The organism is Nonomuraea sp. K271, from assembly GCF_009908215.1.
Lineage (GTDB): Bacteria > Actinomycetota > Actinomycetes > Streptosporangiales > Streptosporangiaceae > Nonomuraea > Nonomuraea longispora.
On the sequence record NZ_JAAAHR010000059.1, the window covers coordinates 32648 to 47696 of the forward strand.

16 protein-coding genes are annotated in these 15049 nt (G+C 71.4%); 11 read left to right on the forward strand and 5 right to left on the reverse strand.

Going from position 1 to position 15049, the window contains the following annotated elements; all coding sequences use genetic code 11:
- The first annotated feature begins 10 nt into the window (after positions 1–10).
- Positions 11–1516 (forward strand): M48 family metallopeptidase, encoded by a 1506-nt coding sequence (locus tag GUY59_RS21325; protein ID WP_138203747.1) that lies wholly within the window; start codon positions 11–13, stop codon positions 1514–1516.
- A complete protein-coding gene (locus GUY59_RS21330) occupies positions 1483–2628 on the forward strand; it encodes a glycosyltransferase family 4 protein (RefSeq protein ID WP_138203745.1) in 1146 nt (381 codons plus the stop codon). The genes GUY59_RS21325 and GUY59_RS21330 overlap by 34 nt, the downstream gene beginning before the upstream one ends.
- A gap of 408 nt (positions 2629–3036) precedes the next feature.
- On the opposite strand, the gene GUY59_RS21335 is transcribed toward GUY59_RS21330, so the two are convergent.
- A complete protein-coding gene (locus GUY59_RS21335) occupies positions 3037–4785 on the reverse strand; it encodes an AMP-dependent synthetase/ligase (RefSeq protein ID WP_138203744.1) in 1749 nt (582 codons plus the stop codon).
- Between the two features lie 119 nt (positions 4786–4904).
- Here GUY59_RS21335 and GUY59_RS21340 point away from each other — a divergent pair, with 119 nt between their 5' ends.
- From GUY59_RS21340 to GUY59_RS21370, 7 genes are all read left to right on the forward strand, one after another.
- On the forward strand, positions 4905–5672 hold the full coding sequence (locus GUY59_RS21340) for a metallophosphoesterase family protein (RefSeq protein WP_138203742.1): 768 nt from the start codon (positions 4905–4907) through the stop codon (positions 5670–5672).
- A 53-nt stretch (positions 5673–5725) separates the two neighbouring features.
- Positions 5726–6163: an SRPBCC family protein gene (locus GUY59_RS21345; protein ID WP_138203740.1), complete on the forward strand. Its 438-nt coding sequence runs from the start codon at positions 5726–5728 to the stop codon at positions 6161–6163.
- A 1-nt stretch (position 6164) separates the two neighbouring features.
- Positions 6165–7313: an ArsA family ATPase gene (locus GUY59_RS21350; RefSeq protein ID WP_138203738.1), complete on the forward strand. Its 1149-nt coding sequence runs from the start codon at positions 6165–6167 to the stop codon at positions 7311–7313.
- A 93-nt stretch (positions 7314–7406) separates the two neighbouring features.
- Complete coding sequence (locus GUY59_RS21355) at positions 7407–7799, forward strand: hypothetical protein (protein WP_138203736.1); 393 nt, start codon at positions 7407–7409, stop codon at positions 7797–7799.
- Positions 7800–7812: 13 nt separating this feature from the next.
- On the forward strand, positions 7813–8745 hold the full coding sequence (locus GUY59_RS21360; RefSeq protein WP_138203735.1) for an ROK family glucokinase: 933 nt from the start codon (positions 7813–7815) through the stop codon (positions 8743–8745).
- A gap of 10 nt (positions 8746–8755) precedes the next feature.
- Complete coding sequence (locus GUY59_RS21365; protein WP_138203733.1) at positions 8756–9451, forward strand: endonuclease/exonuclease/phosphatase family protein; 696 nt, start codon at positions 8756–8758, stop codon at positions 9449–9451.
- 37 nt (positions 9452–9488) lie between these two features.
- On the forward strand, positions 9489–10598 hold the full coding sequence (locus GUY59_RS21370; protein WP_236667363.1) for a hypothetical protein: 1110 nt from the start codon (positions 9489–9491) through the stop codon (positions 10596–10598).
- Between the two features lie 8 nt (positions 10599–10606).
- Here the strand turns inward: GUY59_RS21370 and GUY59_RS21375 are convergent, their stop codons facing one another.
- Both GUY59_RS21375 and GUY59_RS21380 read right to left on the reverse strand, forming a co-directional pair.
- Entirely contained in the window at positions 10607–11086 is a 480-nt protein-coding gene (locus GUY59_RS21375; RefSeq protein ID WP_138203731.1) for a hypothetical protein, read from the reverse strand.
- 46 nt (positions 11087–11132) lie between these two features.
- The gene (locus GUY59_RS21380; RefSeq protein ID WP_132336341.1) at positions 11133–11891 is read right to left on the reverse strand and encodes an alpha/beta hydrolase; all 759 of its coding nucleotides are present in this window, start codon (positions 11889–11891) and stop codon (positions 11133–11135) included.
- A 161-nt stretch (positions 11892–12052) separates the two neighbouring features.
- Here GUY59_RS21380 and GUY59_RS21385 point away from each other — a divergent pair, with 161 nt between their 5' ends.
- Positions 12053–12760, forward strand: coding sequence for a lysophospholipid acyltransferase family protein (locus GUY59_RS21385; RefSeq protein WP_138203729.1), 708 nt, complete (start codon positions 12053–12055; stop codon positions 12758–12760).
- A gap of 110 nt (positions 12761–12870) precedes the next feature.
- Here the strand turns inward: GUY59_RS21385 and GUY59_RS21390 are convergent, their stop codons facing one another.
- Positions 12871–13329: a MarR family winged helix-turn-helix transcriptional regulator gene (locus GUY59_RS21390; protein WP_236667371.1), complete on the reverse strand. Its 459-nt coding sequence runs from the start codon at positions 13327–13329 to the stop codon at positions 12871–12873.
- 135 nt (positions 13330–13464) lie between these two features.
- Here GUY59_RS21390 and GUY59_RS21395 point away from each other — a divergent pair, with 135 nt between their 5' ends.
- Positions 13465–13893: a DoxX family protein gene (locus GUY59_RS21395; RefSeq protein ID WP_132336337.1), complete on the forward strand. Its 429-nt coding sequence runs from the start codon at positions 13465–13467 to the stop codon at positions 13891–13893.
- A 14-nt stretch (positions 13894–13907) separates the two neighbouring features.
- Here the strand turns inward: GUY59_RS21395 and mmuM are convergent, their stop codons facing one another.
- Positions 13908–14774, reverse strand: coding sequence for a homocysteine S-methyltransferase (gene mmuM, locus GUY59_RS21400; protein ID WP_132336335.1), 867 nt, complete (start codon positions 14772–14774; stop codon positions 13908–13910).
- Positions 14775–15049: the final 275 nt, after the last annotated feature.

Here is a 15049-nt window from a genome sequence, read left to right on the forward strand (position 1 = left end):
GGGGAGGGACATGAGCGGACGTCAGGACGCGGACGGCCCGTCGGAGGAGGCCGAGGCGGGCGGGGAGACGGGCGGACCCGTTGACGGCGTCCCCGCGGGAGCCGTGACGGCGCAGGACCGCGCGGGCGCCGCGACGGAGGACGGCCCGCCGGGCGCGTGGACACGTCACGAGCGTGGGCAGGGGGACGGCATGCCCGTGACGACGCCCGACCCTGAGCCCGGTCCGGACCCCGACCAGGGGCCCGCCCCTGGGCCGGATTCGGCGCTCGGCCCGGCTGAGCGCCGGTTCAGGCGGCAGGCCGCCGTGGTGCTGGGGGTGCTCGCGGCCGTGATCCTGGCCGTGGCCGCCTTCAGCACGCCGTGGCACGCCCTGACCGCGGGGCCACCCGACCCGGCGCGCGACTTCACCGCCGCCGAGATCGCCAGGGCGCAGGCGTTCGACGCGGCCACGTCCCTGCCGAGCTATCTCGGGCTGGCGCTCACGCTGGCCTTCGCCGCCCTCCTCGTGGCCACCCCGTTCGGGGCCAGGGTGCTGGGCCGGCTGAGAGGCCCCTGGTGGGTGCGGGTGATCGTCGGCGTCCTGGTGCTCACCGCGATCGTCGAGGCGGTCAGGTGGCCGCTCGGCGTCTGGTTCGAGACGGTGCTGCGCGACTACGGTCTGTCCACCCAGGACTGGGCGGGCTGGACCGCCGACCGGCTGAAGAGCCTCGGGGTGGAGGCCTTCCTGCTCTGCCTCATGCTGCTCGTCCTCGTCGCGCTGGCCCGCAGGATGCGGCGGTGGTGGATCCCGGCGGCCGCGGGGGCGTGCGCGCTGACCGTGGCGATGTCGTTCGTCTACCCGGTGGTGTTCGAGCCGCTGTTCAACGACTTCACGTCCATGCCGCAGGGCTCGCTGCGCGACAACCTGCTGGACATGGCCGAGCGCGACGGCGTGCCGGTGCGGGACGTGCTGGTCGCCGACGCCTCACGGCGTACGACGGCGCTCAACGCGTACGTGTCGGGCTTCGGCGCCACCCGCAGGATCGTCGTCTACGACACGCTGCTCAAGGCCCCGCAGCCCCAGGTCGAGCTGGTCGTCGCCCATGAGCTGGGCCACGCGAAGGCCGACGACGTGCTCTACGGCACGCTCGTCGGCGCCCTGGGCGCGGCGCTCGGCGCGGTCCTGCTGTACCTCGTGTTCGGCTCGGTACGCCGCCGCGCCGGCGTCGCCTCCATCGCCGATCCACGCGCGGTCGGCGTGGTCATGGGCCTGATGACCCTGGGCTCGCTCATCATGGGCCCAGCCCAGAACGTGATCAGCCGCCACATCGAGGCCAGGGCGGACGTGCACGCGCTCGACCTCACCCGGGATCCGGCGACGTTCATCGCCATGCAGAAACGGCTGGCAGTTACCAATATTTCCGACTTGTCGCCGGATGCGGTGGAATATGTGCTGTATGCCTCCCATCCTTCCAGCCCTGAGCGCATCGCCCTGGCCCGCTCATGGGCCGAGCTGAACGGCGTCCCGGTGTCGTGACCCATGCGGACGTGCTCTTCGTCACGAACGACTTCCCGCCCAGGCCGGGCGGGATCCAGTCGTTCGTGCACGGGCTCGCGCTGCGCACGCCGGGTGTGATCGTCTACGCCCCCGCCTGGCCGGGGTGCGCGGACTTCGACCGGCGCCAGCCGTACCGGATCGTGCGGCATCCCACGCGGCTCATGCTGCCGACCCCGGCCGTCGCGCGCCGGGCCGCCGCCCTGGTGGCCCGGCACCGCACGCGGACCGTCGTGTTCGGCGCGGCGGCGCCGCTCGGCCTGCTCGCGCCGCGGCTGCGCGCGGCGGGCGCGCGGCGCGTGGTGATGCTCACCCACGGGCACGAGGCGTCGTGGGCGAGCCTGCCCGGATTCCGTCCCGCGCTGCGCAGGATCGGCGAGCACGCCGACGTGGTGACGTATCTGGGCGAGTACACACGGGCCCGCCTGGCGGCGGCCATCCCCCCGGCCAAGCTCGTACGCCTCGCTCCGGGCGTGGACACCGCCCAGTTCCGCCCGGGCGCGGCCCGCCGGTCCGTCAGGGCCGAGCTGGGCCTCGACGACAGGCCGGTGGTGGTGTGCGTGTCGCGGCTGGTGCCCCGCAAGGGTCAGGACCAGCTCATCAGGGCCTGGCCGAAGGTGTCGCGGGCGGTGCCGGACGCCGTCCTGCTGCTGGTGGGCGACGGGCCCTACCGCGGGACGCTGGAGCGGCTGGCGGCGGGGCAGGAGACGGTCAGATTCACCGGTACGGTGCCGGCGGCCGAGCTGCCCGGCTACTACGCGGCCGGCGACGTGTTCGCGATGCCGTGCCGTACGCGGTGGAACGGGCTGGACGTGGAAGGGCTCGGGATCGTGTTCCTGGAGGCGTCGGCGGCCGGGCTGCCGGTGGTCGTGGGCGCCTCCGGTGGCACGACCGACGCGGTGCGGCCAGGAGAGACGGGCCTGGTCGTCGACGGCGAGGACGTCGAGGACATCGCGCGGGCCGTCGTCGAGCTGCTGAGCGACCCCGGCAAGGCGCGCAAGATGGGGGCGGTCGGCCGCGGCTGGGTGGCGGCCGAATGGGCGTGGGACCACGTGGCCGCCCGCTTCCACGCCCTGCTCGCGGGCCACTCCTAGCCCTTGGCCGATCCCAGCGTGAGAGCGGCCACGAACTGTTCGTGCAGCCTGCTGGAAGACGATGAGCGTCGGCGGCGCCGGCGCGTCGCCGAGGTCTTCCGATGCTGAGTCCGCGATGATCCATGTAGGTTACGGCGACCTCTCGCGACGGTCATCGCCCTCGTTCTCGCCGGACGAGCGTCGGAGCGGGCCTCCGCGAGCTCCCCGGTGAAGGACTGCTCCAAAGGCCTCGCGCGCGACTTCGACGGCCTACGTGACCGGCGACGCGCCGCCCATGGGGGTCCCCGTCTACGACCCGGCCACCGGCGCGAGCAAGGGGGTCAAGAGCCGAAGCCGCGGCGTGGAGGGCGTGGGGGAGGCGCTGGCTGATCGGCGCGCGGACCCCCTCCCGAAGGGCTGCGTGGCGGCTCAGTGCCCGCCGTACAGGTCGTCGATCTCCTGCTGGAAGTCGCGCAGCACCACGTTGCGCTTGATCTTCAGGGTGGGAGTCAGGTGCCCGCTGTCCTCGGTGATGTCGGCGGCCAGGACCACGAACTTCTTGATCTGCTCCGCCTTCGACACCGACGAGTTCGCCCGGTCGACCGCCGCCTGGATGCTCGCCAGCACCTCGGGGTCGGCGCGCAGCCGCTCGGCCGTCGCCCCCTCCGGCATGGCCTCGGGATCGAGGGTGACGAGCGCCGCCACGAACGGGCGGCCGTCTCCGACCACCATGGCCTGTGAGATCATCGGGTGGGCGCGCAGCGCGTCCTCAAGAGGGCCGGGCGCCACGTTCTTGCCCGCCGCCGTCACCAGGATCTCCTTCTTGCGCCCGGTGATCCGCAGGTAGCCGTCGGCGTCGAGTTCGCCGATGTCGCCGGTGTGGAACCAGCCCTCGGCGTCGACCACGTCGTCCGTGGCCGCGTCGTTCTTCCAGTAGCCGGCGAAGACGTTCCTGCCCTTGGCCAGGATCTCGCCGTCGTCGCCGATGCGCAGCGTGACGCCCGGCAGCGGCTTGCCGACCGTGCCGATCTTGTTGGCGCCCGGCATGTTGACCGAGCAGGGGGCCGACGTCTCGGTCAGGCCGTAGCCCTCGAAGACCTCGATGCCCACGCCCCTGAAGAAGTGGCCGAGCCGGTCGCCGAGCGCCGAGCCGCCGCACACCGCCGCGGAGAGCCGGCCGCCGGTGGCGGCGCGCAGCTTGGCGTACACCAGCCTGTCGAACACCGCCCGCCGCAGCCGCAGCCCGAGAGGCGCTCCGCCGGAGCTCTCGGCGCGGCTCCAGGCCACCGCGACGTCCACCGCGCGGGCGAAGATCGCGCCCTTGCCTCCCGTGATGGCCTTCTGCTCGGCGGAGTTGTAGACCTTCTCGAAGACGCGCGGCACGCCGAGCAGGAACGTCGGCTGGAAGCCCTGGAGGTCGGGGGCGACGTTCTTCATGTTGGGAGTGTGCGCCATGACGGCGCCCGCCTCGAACAGGACCACCTGGATCATCCGCGCGAAGATGTGCGCCAGCGGCAGGAACAGCAGCGCGGCCGGCTCCTTGCGGGCGAACAGCGGCTCCAGCGGCCCCCGCAGCACGTTGAGCGCGGTGAACAGCAGGTTGTCGTGGGTGATCCGGCAGCCCTTGGGCCGGCCGGTGGTGCCCGAGGTGTAGACGATCGTGGCCAGGTCGGAGGAGGAGACCCGCTTCCTGCGCTCGTCGACGGCGGAGGACGGGACACCCTCCGCGTCGAGCGTGCCGTCGATCCGCCAGACGGCCTTGAGATCGGGCGCCGCCTCGCGCACGGTCTCCTCGTGCCCGTCGAGCTCGACGAACGCCGCCCTCGCCTCGCTGTCGGCGAGGATCCACGCCACCTGGTCGGCCGAGGAGGTCTCGTAGATCGGCACGGTGACCGCGCCGATGGACCAGATGGCGTAGTCGACGAGGGTCCACTCGTAGCGGGTGCGCGACATCAGCGCCACCCGGTCGCCGTGCTCGACGCCCGCGGCGATCAGCCCCCTGGCCACCTCGACGACCTGGTCGCGGAACTCGGCCGCGGTGACGGCGGGCCAGCCCGCGTCGGTCCTGCGGCGCATGACCACGGCGCCGGGCCGCTCCTCGGCCCGCGCGAAGACGGTGTCTGCCAGGCCGGCGGAGGGGGGCACGTCGACCATGACGGGGACGCTGTACTCGCGCACGGATCAACTCCTCTTCGTGACGAACTGGCCTGGACGTTACCGCGACAAATTACGCGCTGGTAGCTCCGTCACTGAGGCGTTATGTCACGCTAGCAGGCGGGGCTCTTAGGATTTTCCCCATGAGGGTTCATGTGGTGAGCGACGTGCACGGCAGGGCCGACGCGCTGGCCGGAGCCGGCGACGGCGCCGACGCGCTCATCTGCCTCGGCGACCTGATCCTCTTCATCGACTACGACGACCACGCGCAGGGCATCTTCCCCGACCTGTTCGGCGCCGAGAACGCCTCCGCGTTCATCGCCCTGCGCACGGCCAAACGATTCGACGAGGCCAGGGCCATGTCGGCGCGGCTGTGGGCCAGGCTCGGCGGCGACCCGCGCGAGCACATCGAACGCAACGTGCGCGCCCAGTACGAGACCCTCTTCGCCGCCATGCCCGCCCCCGCCTACCTGACCTACGGCAACGTCGACGTCCCCGCCCTGTGGGCCGACTACCTCAGGCCAGGGCTGGAGGTGCTCGACGGGCAGGTCACGGAGATCGGCGGCCTGCGGTTCGGGTTCGTGGGCGGCGGGCTCAAGACCCCCTACCGCACCCCGTACGAGCTCGGCGACGAGGAGTACGCGGCCAAGGTCGAGGCGGTCGGGGAGGTCGACGTTCTGTGCTGCCACATCCCGCCGGCCCTGCCCGAGCTGCTCTACGACGTGGTGGCCAGGAGGTTCGAGCGCGGCAGCGAGGCCACGCTGGAGGCGATCAGGCGCACCCAGCCGCGTTACGCGCTGTTCGGCCACGTGCACAACCCCCTGCACCGCCGCACCCGGATCGGGCGCACCGAGTGCGTCAACGTCGGCCACTTCCGGGGGCTGGGCGTCCCGTACGTGCTGGAGTGGTGAACGCGGAAGGCGCCGTACGTCCCGCGCGGCGTGTTGTGCATTACGGTGGTCGCATGGCTGATCGCACCACTTCGAGCACCACCATCAGCGCCGGTCGCGCCGATGTCATGGCGGTCATCGCGGACTTCCCCGCCTACCCGGAATGGGCGGGGCAGGTCAAGAGCGCGGAGGTCGTCTCCACCGGTCCCGACGGCAGGCCGCGGCAGGTGCGATTCGCCCTCGACGCCGGCCCGATCAGCGACACCTACACCCTCGGCTACACCTGGCACGACGACGACGGCGTGAGCTGGCAGGTGGTCGAGCCGGGCAAGATGGTCTCCGACCTCAGGGGGAGTTACCGGCTGGCCGGCACGGGCAGTGACACCGAGGTGACGTACGAGCTGACGGTCGATCTCAGCGTGCCCATGATCGGCCTGATCAAGCGCAAGGCGGAGAAGGTGATCGTGGACACCGCGCTCAAGGGTCTGAAGAAGCGCGTCGAGGGCCGCTGAGTTGAGCCCGCGGGTTCTGCTCTTCACCGGCAAGGGCGGCGTCGGCAAGACCACCGCCGCCGCCGCGACCGCCACGCTCGCCGCCGCCCGCGGCCTCAAGACGCTGATCGTCTCCACCGACACCGCCCACTCGCTGGCCGACGCGCTCGGCGCCGAGCCCGGCGAGATCGCGCCGGGGCTCCACCTGCACCAGGTCGACACCCAGAAGACGCTGGAGCGCCACTGGGGCGAGCTGCGCGAATACGCCAGGGGCGTCCTGGTGGAGCTGGGCCTCGACGAGGTCACCTCCGAGGAGATCACCGTCCTGCCCGGCGCCGAGGAGGTCATCGCGCTGCTGGAGCTGCGCGAGCACGCCCGCGAGGGCCGCTGGGACGTGATCGTGGTCGACTGCGCGCCCACCGCCGAGACGCTGCGGCTGCTGGCCCTGCCCGAGGCGCTCGACTGGCACGTCAGCAGGCTGATGCCGGTGGGCCGCAAGCTCGTGCGGCTCGTCTCGCCGTTCGTGCGCAGCGTGGCCCACGTCAGCGCGCCGGGCGAGGACGTCATGAACGCGGGCGAGCGTTTCCACCGCGGCCTGATGGAGGTGCGCGAGCTGCTCACCGGCGACCACGCCTCCGTGCGGCTCGTTCTCACGCCGGAGGCCGTGGTGCTCGCCGAGGCCAGGCGCACCATGACCTCACTCAACCTGTACGGCTACCGCGTCGACGCCGTCGTCGCCAACCGCGTCTTCCCCGCGGGCGACGCCGACGAGTGGCGTGCGCGGTGGGTGGAGGCGCAGTCGAGGCTGCTGACCGAGGCGGAGGAGTCGTTCGCGCCGCTGCCCGTCCACGTCGTCCCCTACCTGCCCGCCGAGCCCGTCGGCAGGAAGGCCTTGGCGGAGCTCGGCGCGTCGATGTACGGCGAGTCCGACCCGTTCGCCCCGCACACGATCGAACCGCCGCTGCGGATGAGCGCCGACGAACTGGCCCTCGCCCTGCCCGGGGCCGACCGCGACGACATCGACCTGGCGCGCAAGGGCGACGAGCTGATCGTCACCGCAGGCCCCTACCGGCGGATCCTGGCGCTGCCGGCCGCGCTGGCCCGACGTAAGATCAGTGCGGCCTCGCTCCGCGACGGCGTGCTCAGCGTGCGGTTCGGCGATCCCGCGTGACGGCGATTTCTGCATTACCGTTCAGGTCGGGGAACGAGTCCGCGACCTGACGAGTCGAGGAGGACGAGCGATCCCATACGCAGGGAGGGCCACATGACCGAGAGCAACGACAGAGATCCGATCGGGACCGTCGCCGACGAGGCGCGCAAGCTGTTCGAGTCGATCCAGGGGCGGGCCACCCGCCAGGTCGGCAAGTCCGTGTTCAACTCGTTCACCGGCGGCGCTCGCAGAGAACGCGACGTCTGGGAAGAGGCGGTGTCCGAGCCGCACGACGAGTACATCTGCCGTGCCTGCCCGGTCTGCCGGGCGATCGCCGCTCAGCGCGAGTCCGGCTCCGACGTGACGGGGCACCTGGTGGCCGCGGGCGGTGAACTGTTCGCCGCCGTGCGCGGCGCGCTCGACGTGCTCAGCAAACCGCCCGCCCCCCGCAGGCCGCGCGACGACCGGGATCGCCGCGACAATGTGGAACACATAGATCTGGGATAGGGAGACACGGGCAATGCTCACGATCGGTGTCGACATCGGCGGAACCAAGGTGGCCGCCGGTGTGGTCGACGACGACGGCGAAATCGTCGAACACACGCTCAGGCCCACCGCCGCCGACCGCCCTGAAGTGGTGGCCGAGACGGTGGCCGACGTCGTTCGCGAGCTGTCGAAGGGCAGGCAGGTCGAGGCGGTCGGGGTCGGCGCGGCCGGGTTCGTCGACGAGACCAGGTCGATGGTGCGCTTCGCCCCCAACCTCGCCTGGCGCGAGGAGCCGCTGCAGAAGAAGATCAGCGGCCTCGTCGGCCTGCCGGTCGTGATCGAGAACGACGCCAACGCCATGGCCTGGGGCGAGACCCGGTTCGGCGCGGGCCGGGGCCAGTCCCACGTGGTGTGCGTGACGCTCGGCACCGGCATCGGCGGCGGCCTGGTCTTCGACGGCGCGCTCTACCGCGGGCGCTGGGGCATGGGCGCCGAGCTGGGCCACATGCAGGTGGTGCCCGGTGGCCGGCCGTGCGGCTGCGGCAACGTCGGCTGCTGGGAGCAGTACGCCAGCGGCCAGGCCCTCGTCAAGGAGGCCAGGCAGATCGCCGAGGCGCGGCCGGAGCGGGCCGAGATCCTGCTGGGGCTGGCCGACGGCAAGATCGAGGGCGAGGAGGTCACCGAGGCCGCGCGGCTGGGCGACGACGCCTCGCTGGCCGCGTTCGGCAACCTCGCCGACTGGCTGGGCCAGGGCATGGCCGATCTGGCCGGGGTGCTCGACCCCGGCTGCTTCATCGTGGGTGGCGGGGTGTCCCGCGCCGCCGACCTGTTCATCGACCGGGCCCGCGACACCTTCGCCGAGCGGCTCACCGGGCACGGGCACCGGCCGCTGGCCGAGGTCAAGCTGGCCGAGCTGGGCGCCTCCGCCGGCGTGGTGGGCGCCGCCGACCTGGCCAGGCGCCGCTAGCCGTTCATACGTGACGATCCGCGTAGCGACCTACAACCTGCACGGGTTGCGCGACGACGTTTCCGCGCTGACCAGGGTCATCACCGCCATGCGCGCCGACGTGCTGTGCGTGCAGGAGGCGCCCAGGTTCGTACGCTGGCGGGCCAGGCGCAGAGCGCTGGCCGCCGCCGCAGGGCTGCGTCCGGCGACCCCGGGCAGGCTCGGTGGCGTCGCCGTGCTCACCGGGCCGCGCGTCAGCGTGCTGCACGCCGAGAGCCACGCGCTGCGGGCCTTCTTCGGGCTGGAGCGGCGCGGGTTGGCGATCGCCGTGGTGGAGGCGGAGGGGGCGCGGCTGGCCGTCGGCTCGCTCCACCTCGACCTCAACGACCCCGCCAGGGTGCACCACGCGGCGGAGGCCGTGGCCCTGGTGGAACGCGCGGCCACCGGGCTCGACGCCACGATGGTGCTCGGCGGCGACATCAACGAGCAGGACCACCAGCCCGCCTGGCGCTATCTCGCCGGGCGGCTGGCCGACTGTTACGCGGTGGCGCCCAAGGGCGACGGCCTGACCTTCCCCGCGCGGGGGCCCTCGGCGCGCATCGACGGGGTGTTCGCCGCGCGCGACGCGCGGGTCGTGTCGTGCGGGGGAGTGGACGCCCCGATGGCCGATCTGGGTGCCGCCTCCGACCATCTGCCGGTCATCGCAGAGTTGCGAGTTGGGCTGTAACGGGCAAGAGGGGCCGGCGAGCCCGTAGCATTCAATCATGACCCGTCGCTCTCAGCGGCGTGCGCTCTCCTTGATCTTGGCGACGTCCGTGGCCTTGACACAGGCCTCGCCCGCCGCGCATGCCGATCCCCGTCCTGCCACGATCGAGGCGTGGCAGCAGTCGACCAGCGTGCGCCTCCAGGCCGACGGTTCGCTCTCCGACGTGCTCGCGGTCTCGGCCGACGACGTGTGGGCCGTGGGCCAGCAGGAAATCTGGGACGTCTGGAAGAACCGCGGCACCATCCGCCACTGGAACGGCAAGAGCTGGGCTGAGGTGCCGGTGCGCGACGCCACGGCCGCGGGAAACCTGCGCGGGCTGGCCGCCGTGTCGGCGTCCGACGTGTGGACGGTCGGCGACGGCCACGACGGGCTGCCCTATCTCGCGCACGGCGACGCGTCCGGGTTCGACAGAGTAAGGCCTTCGGGCCTGCGGGCGGGCGACTGGCTCGGCGGCGTCGACGCCAAGGCGGGGCGCGTCGTCGCGGTCGGCAGCCGCGAGAAGAACGGGCTCATCCTCACCGGTCACGGCAACTCCTGGACCGTCCACGAGACCAAGGAGAAGGGCGCGCTCTACGCGGTCGCGGACGGCTTCGCCGTCGGCGACACCGGCACCGCGCCGCTGATCGTGCACCAGTCGGGCAGTTCGTGGAAGTCGATGCCGGTGCCCTCGATCCGCGGCGGCTACCTGCGTGACGTGCACGTCGACAACTCCAAGCGGGCGGTGGCCGTCGGAGGCGTCTACCACGGCCCCGGCGACATCACGCCGCTCGTGCTGACCTGGAACGGCAAACGCTGGCGCGAGCAGCGGCTGCCCCGCTCCGAGGCCAGGCTCTACGGCGTGACGGGCGACGGCAAGGGCCGCTACTGGATGGCCGGCTACGACCCGTCGCGGGCGGGGGAGCCGTTCATGATGCGCTGCGAGAAGGGCGAGTGCGAGATCATCCGCGGTCGCGCCAAGCACGGCAGGAGCAGCGTACGCCTGCAGGCCGTGGCCTATCTTGCCGGCAAGGGCGCGGTCTGGGCGGTCGGCCACGCGGTTGACACGGCCGACCGCTACACCGACGTGGTGGAGGCGTTCGCGCCGAAGACCACCACGGCGAAGTCGTAGCCGGGCTCCTACAGCCTGGCGCCGTCGTCCCAGCCGGAGTCGTTGGGCGGGCTGTCGCCCATGCGCACCACCAGCGCCACGAACCCGCCGATGAACGCCGCCACCGCCGTGAACAGCGCCCACCCCTCCATGTGCCAGTCGGCCATCACGGCGACCAGGAGGTAGGCCGGGCCGCCGAACAACGCCGCCCACGCCAGCTTGGTCGGCAGGTCGAGTTTGGGCAGGGGTGGCGGCGGAGGCGGGACGAAGTGCTCCGCTTCCTCGTCGTCATCGCCCTCGTCTCGCTGGTCGGTAGCGTCCTCGGGCTCGTCAGGACCGTGAGGGGCGGCGGAGGGCTCCTCCGAGGGCTTGACCACTCTGCGGGTGGGTTCGGCGGGGACGTTCTCGCTGTCCGGCCATGGCTGGTCGGCCGAGTCGCGCTCGGCGGTGTCGTTGAAGGACGCGACGATCTGCCGCCAGACCTCGTCCTCGTCACTCTGGGGCGTCACCTAGATGGGCCTCTCCACAGCGATCGCGACTTCCCCCTGGGTGCGATCAGTCCCTCTGCAAGGGTACCGAGGCATGTGTCCGGATGAAGCCGAGGCTCCCGGCAAAGATCCTGTCGGCATCGTTGTCCAGCGTCGCAACATGGTAGCTATCGGTAAGCTCCTCGATCGTGGCCTGCGGCACCTTCTCACGGATGATCGCCACACTCGCCGGCTTCACCACGTGGTCCTCGGCGCTGCGGTAGACCAAAAGCGGTTGTGTCACCTTCGCCAGGTCGGCCTGCACCAGCGACCACAACTCCGGCAGTGAGGCGGCGGCCTTCACCGGGGTGCGGGCGTAGGCGAGCTCGGTCACGCCGGGTTTCTTGACGTCGCCCGCGACGCCAGGCACCGACGGCACGAACCATTTCAGCAGCGGGGCCAGCCTCATCAGCGGCACGTCGTTCGCGATCGACGGGTTGACCACGATCACGCCCCTGATCGCCGGGCCGTGCACCTCGGCCAGCCGCAGCGCCAGGCAGCCCCCGAGCGACAGCCCCGCCACGAACACCTCCGTGCAGCGGCCCTGGAGGACCTCGAACGCCTTCTCCACCTCGGCGTACCAGTCCTCCCAGCGCGTACGGTTCATCTCCTGCCACCGGGTGCCGTGCCCCGGCTGGCGGGGCAGCGAGACGCTCACCCCGTGCGCGGCCAGGAACTCGCCCCACGGCCGGAGCGACTGGGGCGTGCCGGTGAACCCATGGCACAGCAGCACCCCGACCTGTCCCGCTTCGTGGTGGTAGGACTCCGCACCTGGCATGAGCGGCATAACAGCTCCTCCGTGCTGTTTCATTCCGGCAATTTGATCCCGGAACGGCCCGATCGTCGCACGTTCTAGGGTGTTTGTGCGAGAGGTGGTGTAGGAGCATCCCCCGCGGGATGGGAAGATGACTCTGGTCACCGACAATGCGCTGAGGAAGAGGTGCCGGGGTGTTCTACTGGGTGGTCAAGGCCATCTTGGGGCCGATCCTCCACCTTGTCTTCAGGCCGTGGACCGAAGGCGCGGAAAACGTGCCCAGGCAGGGGCCCGCGATCCTGGCCGGCAACCACCTGTCGTTCGCCGACCATTTCTTCGGGCCGCTGCAGATCCGCCGCAAGGTCATCTCCCTGGGCAAGGCCGACTACTTCACCGGGCGTGGTGTGAAGGGTTTCTTCACCCGCCTGTTCTTCAGCGGCGTCGGCACCGTGCCGATCGACCGCTCGGGAGGCAAGGCCAGCGAGGCGGCGCTGCGCACCGGGCTGCGCATCCTGCGCGAGGGCCACGTCCTCGGCATCTATCCCGAGGGCACCCGCTCGCCCGACGGCCGCCTCTACAAGGGCAAGACCGGCGTGGCCCGGCTCGCCCTGGAGTCGCGGGTGCCGGTCATCCCGTGGGCCATGATCAACACGTACGAGATGATGCCGCCGGGTCGGCCGCTGCCCAAGCTCGGCATCCGGCCGGGCGTCAGGTTCGGCAAGCCGCTCGACTTCTCCCGCTATTACGGGATGGAGGATGATCGGCTGGTGTTGCGCGCGGTGACCGACGAGATCATGTACGCGCTGATGGAGCTGTCGGAGCAGGAATACGTCGACAAGTACGCCGCCAGCGCCCGTGTCGAGATGGAGCGCGCCGCGCGCGCGGCCGCCGGGAAGAGCTAGTGTCACTGCGTGACGGTGTGCTAACCTAGAGTTAGCATGGGTGGTGGTGCACCTTTCTCCGCTCATGGGTCAGCGGCGTGCCTGCGTGCACACCGAAGCCACGTCACGTCTCAGTGGGACGACCGTAAGGCACGTTCCGTCTTCCGCATGGCGGTCGTCATCGTATGCAGCTCCTCGCGACTGAGCCGGTCGATCAGATAGGCGCGCACCACCTCGACGTGGCCGGGCGCCACCCGTTCCAGGCAGCGCATGCCGGCGTCGGTGAGCACCGCCAGCACTCCGCGCTCGTCCGAAGGGCAGTGCGCCCGCTCCACCAGGCCCGCCTTCTCCAGCTGGGTGATCTGATACGTCAGCGCGCTCTTCGACGCCACGACGTCTCTGGCCAGCTCCGTCATGCGCATCTGGCGGTCCGGGGCGGCCGAGAGCCGCACCAGGATTTCATACTGCGGGTGCGTCAACCCCGCCGCGGCCTTGAGCTGCTCCTCGATGCGGCGCTCCAGCAGGTGAAAAGTGGACACGAAGGCATGCCACGCCGCCATCTCCGTCGCGTCCAGCCATCGGGGGTCCATCACCGCCTCAGTGTAGGCGCAGGCCACGACAACCCCGCGGACAGGTCGCTGACTCGGTGGCCTGACTTCTTGTTCGGATTTGAACATCACGGCTAGAGTTGTCGTTCAAAACTGAACGACAATCAGGGAGGTCGCATGATCGAGCAGGCGCGCCCCATCGTCCTGTTGCTCTCGAGGATCGCCATCGGCGTGATCTTCATCGTGCACGGCTACCAGAAGTTCGCGACCATGGGCATCGCGGGCACCACCGAGTTCTTCGAGTCCGTCGGCATCCCGCTGGCCGGGGTGGCCGCGCCCGCCGTGGCCACGCTGGAGGTCGTGGGCGGGCTCGCGCTGATCGCCGGCGCCGCGCTGCCGATCGTGGGCTCGCTGCTGGCGCTCAACATGATCGGCGCGATCGTGTTCGTGCACGGCGCGAACGGCTTCGGCGCCGGCGAAGGCGGCTACGAGTTCGTCCTGGCGCTGGCCGCGGCCAGCCTGGCCGTCGGCTTCAGCGGTGGCGGCGCGTTCGCGCTCGACCGCGTGCTCGGCCGCCGCGGCGGCGCCGCGACGGTGACCGCCTAGCACCGCCGCAGGGCTCAGGACAGGTGCGCGCGGATCTGCCGGATGTGCTCGGGAGTCGTCCGGCAGCAACCTCCGATCAGCGACGCGCCCGCCCGCTGCCACTCCTTGGCGGCCTGGCCGTACTCCACCGGGTCGGCCAGGCCCACCCAGCGGCGGCCGGCCGGATCCCACGACTCACCCGAATTGGGATAGACCACGATGGGCAGGGCACCCGACAGACAGGAGATCAGGCCGGGGATGTGGCGCGGCGCGGTGCAGTTGACGCCGACGGCCACCGCCTGCGAACGCCCCGCGAACAACGCGGCGGCCTCCCGGATCGGCGTCCCGTCATTGAGATGCTCGCCGTCCCGGCAGGAGAAGCTGACCCACGCCTTGACCTCCGGCGTGTGGCCCAGCAGCCGGGCCAGCGCCCGCGCCTCGGGGAACGACGGAATGGTCTCGCAGGCCAGCAGGTCGGCCCCCGCCTCCGCGAGCACCTCCCAGCGCGGCAGGTGCCAGGCGAACAGGCCGTCCTCGTCGAGGTCGTAGTCGCCGGTGTACTCGGCGCCGTTGGCCAGGTAGGCGCCGTAGGGGCCGACCGACGCCGCCACCAGCCCGCCGCCCGCCTCGTCACGCGCCTGGCCGGCCAGCTCGACCGACAACCTGAGCAGCCGCTCCGCCTCCGCCACGTCGAGCCCGCGCCGGACGAAACCCGGGATCGTGGCCTGGTAGCCGGCGGTCGTCGCCACATCGGCGCCCGCCGCGAAATAGGAGGCGTGGGCCCGCCGGATCAGCTCCGGCTCCTCCAGCAGCAGCCGCGCCGACCACAGCTCGTCGCGCAGATCCGCGCCGAGCCGTTCGAGCTGGGTGGACAGGCCGCCGTCCAGGACAAGTGTCGTCACCTCTTCAGGGTATGAGCACCCGGACGGCCCCGGTGCGCGCTGATGATCCACCTTGACCGGCCGCGACCGCCGTGCACCCCTGCCGCCGTGCACCGGGCCTCTGTGCACCGGGCCTCTGTGCACCGGGCCTCTGTGCACCGGGCCTCTGTGCACCGGGCCTCTGTGTATCGGGCCTCTGTGTATCGGGCCTCTGTGAAGAAGTCCTCCGTTTACAGGTCATTCGTCCACCCGGGCCTCCGTGTGCCCGGGTGGACGGTGCTCAGGCCGGGTGGGGG

Bases quoted from the DNA above. Each gene is read 5' to 3' on its own strand.
- GUY59_RS21360 (WP_138203735.1), top strand. From the start codon at position 7,813: ATGCTCACGATCGGTGTCGACATCGGCGGAACCAAGGTGGCCGCCGGT.
- GUY59_RS21370 (WP_236667363.1), top strand. From the start codon at position 9,489: ATGACCCGTCGCTCTCAGCGGCGTGCGCTCTCCTTGATCTTGGCGACG.
- GUY59_RS21330 (WP_138203745.1), top strand. From the start codon at position 1,483: ATGGGCCGAGCTGAACGGCGTCCCGGTGTCGTGACCCATGCGGACGTG.
- GUY59_RS21340 (WP_138203742.1), top strand. From the start codon at position 4,905: ATGAGGGTTCATGTGGTGAGCGACGTGCACGGCAGGGCCGACGCGCTG.
- GUY59_RS21325 (WP_138203747.1), top strand. From the start codon at position 11: ATGAGCGGACGTCAGGACGCGGACGGCCCGTCGGAGGAGGCCGAGGCG.
- GUY59_RS21380 (WP_132336341.1), bottom strand. From the start codon at position 11,891: ATGCCGCTCATGCCAGGTGCGGAGTCCTACCACCACGAAGCGGGACAG.
- GUY59_RS21345 (WP_138203740.1), top strand. From the start codon at position 5,726: ATGGCTGATCGCACCACTTCGAGCACCACCATCAGCGCCGGTCGCGCC.
- GUY59_RS21390 (WP_236667371.1), bottom strand. From the start codon at position 13,329: ATGGACCCCCGATGGCTGGACGCGACGGAGATGGCGGCGTGGCATGCC.
- GUY59_RS21355 (WP_138203736.1), top strand. From the start codon at position 7,407: ATGACCGAGAGCAACGACAGAGATCCGATCGGGACCGTCGCCGACGAG.
- GUY59_RS21395 (WP_132336337.1), top strand. From the start codon at position 13,465: ATGATCGAGCAGGCGCGCCCCATCGTCCTGTTGCTCTCGAGGATCGCC.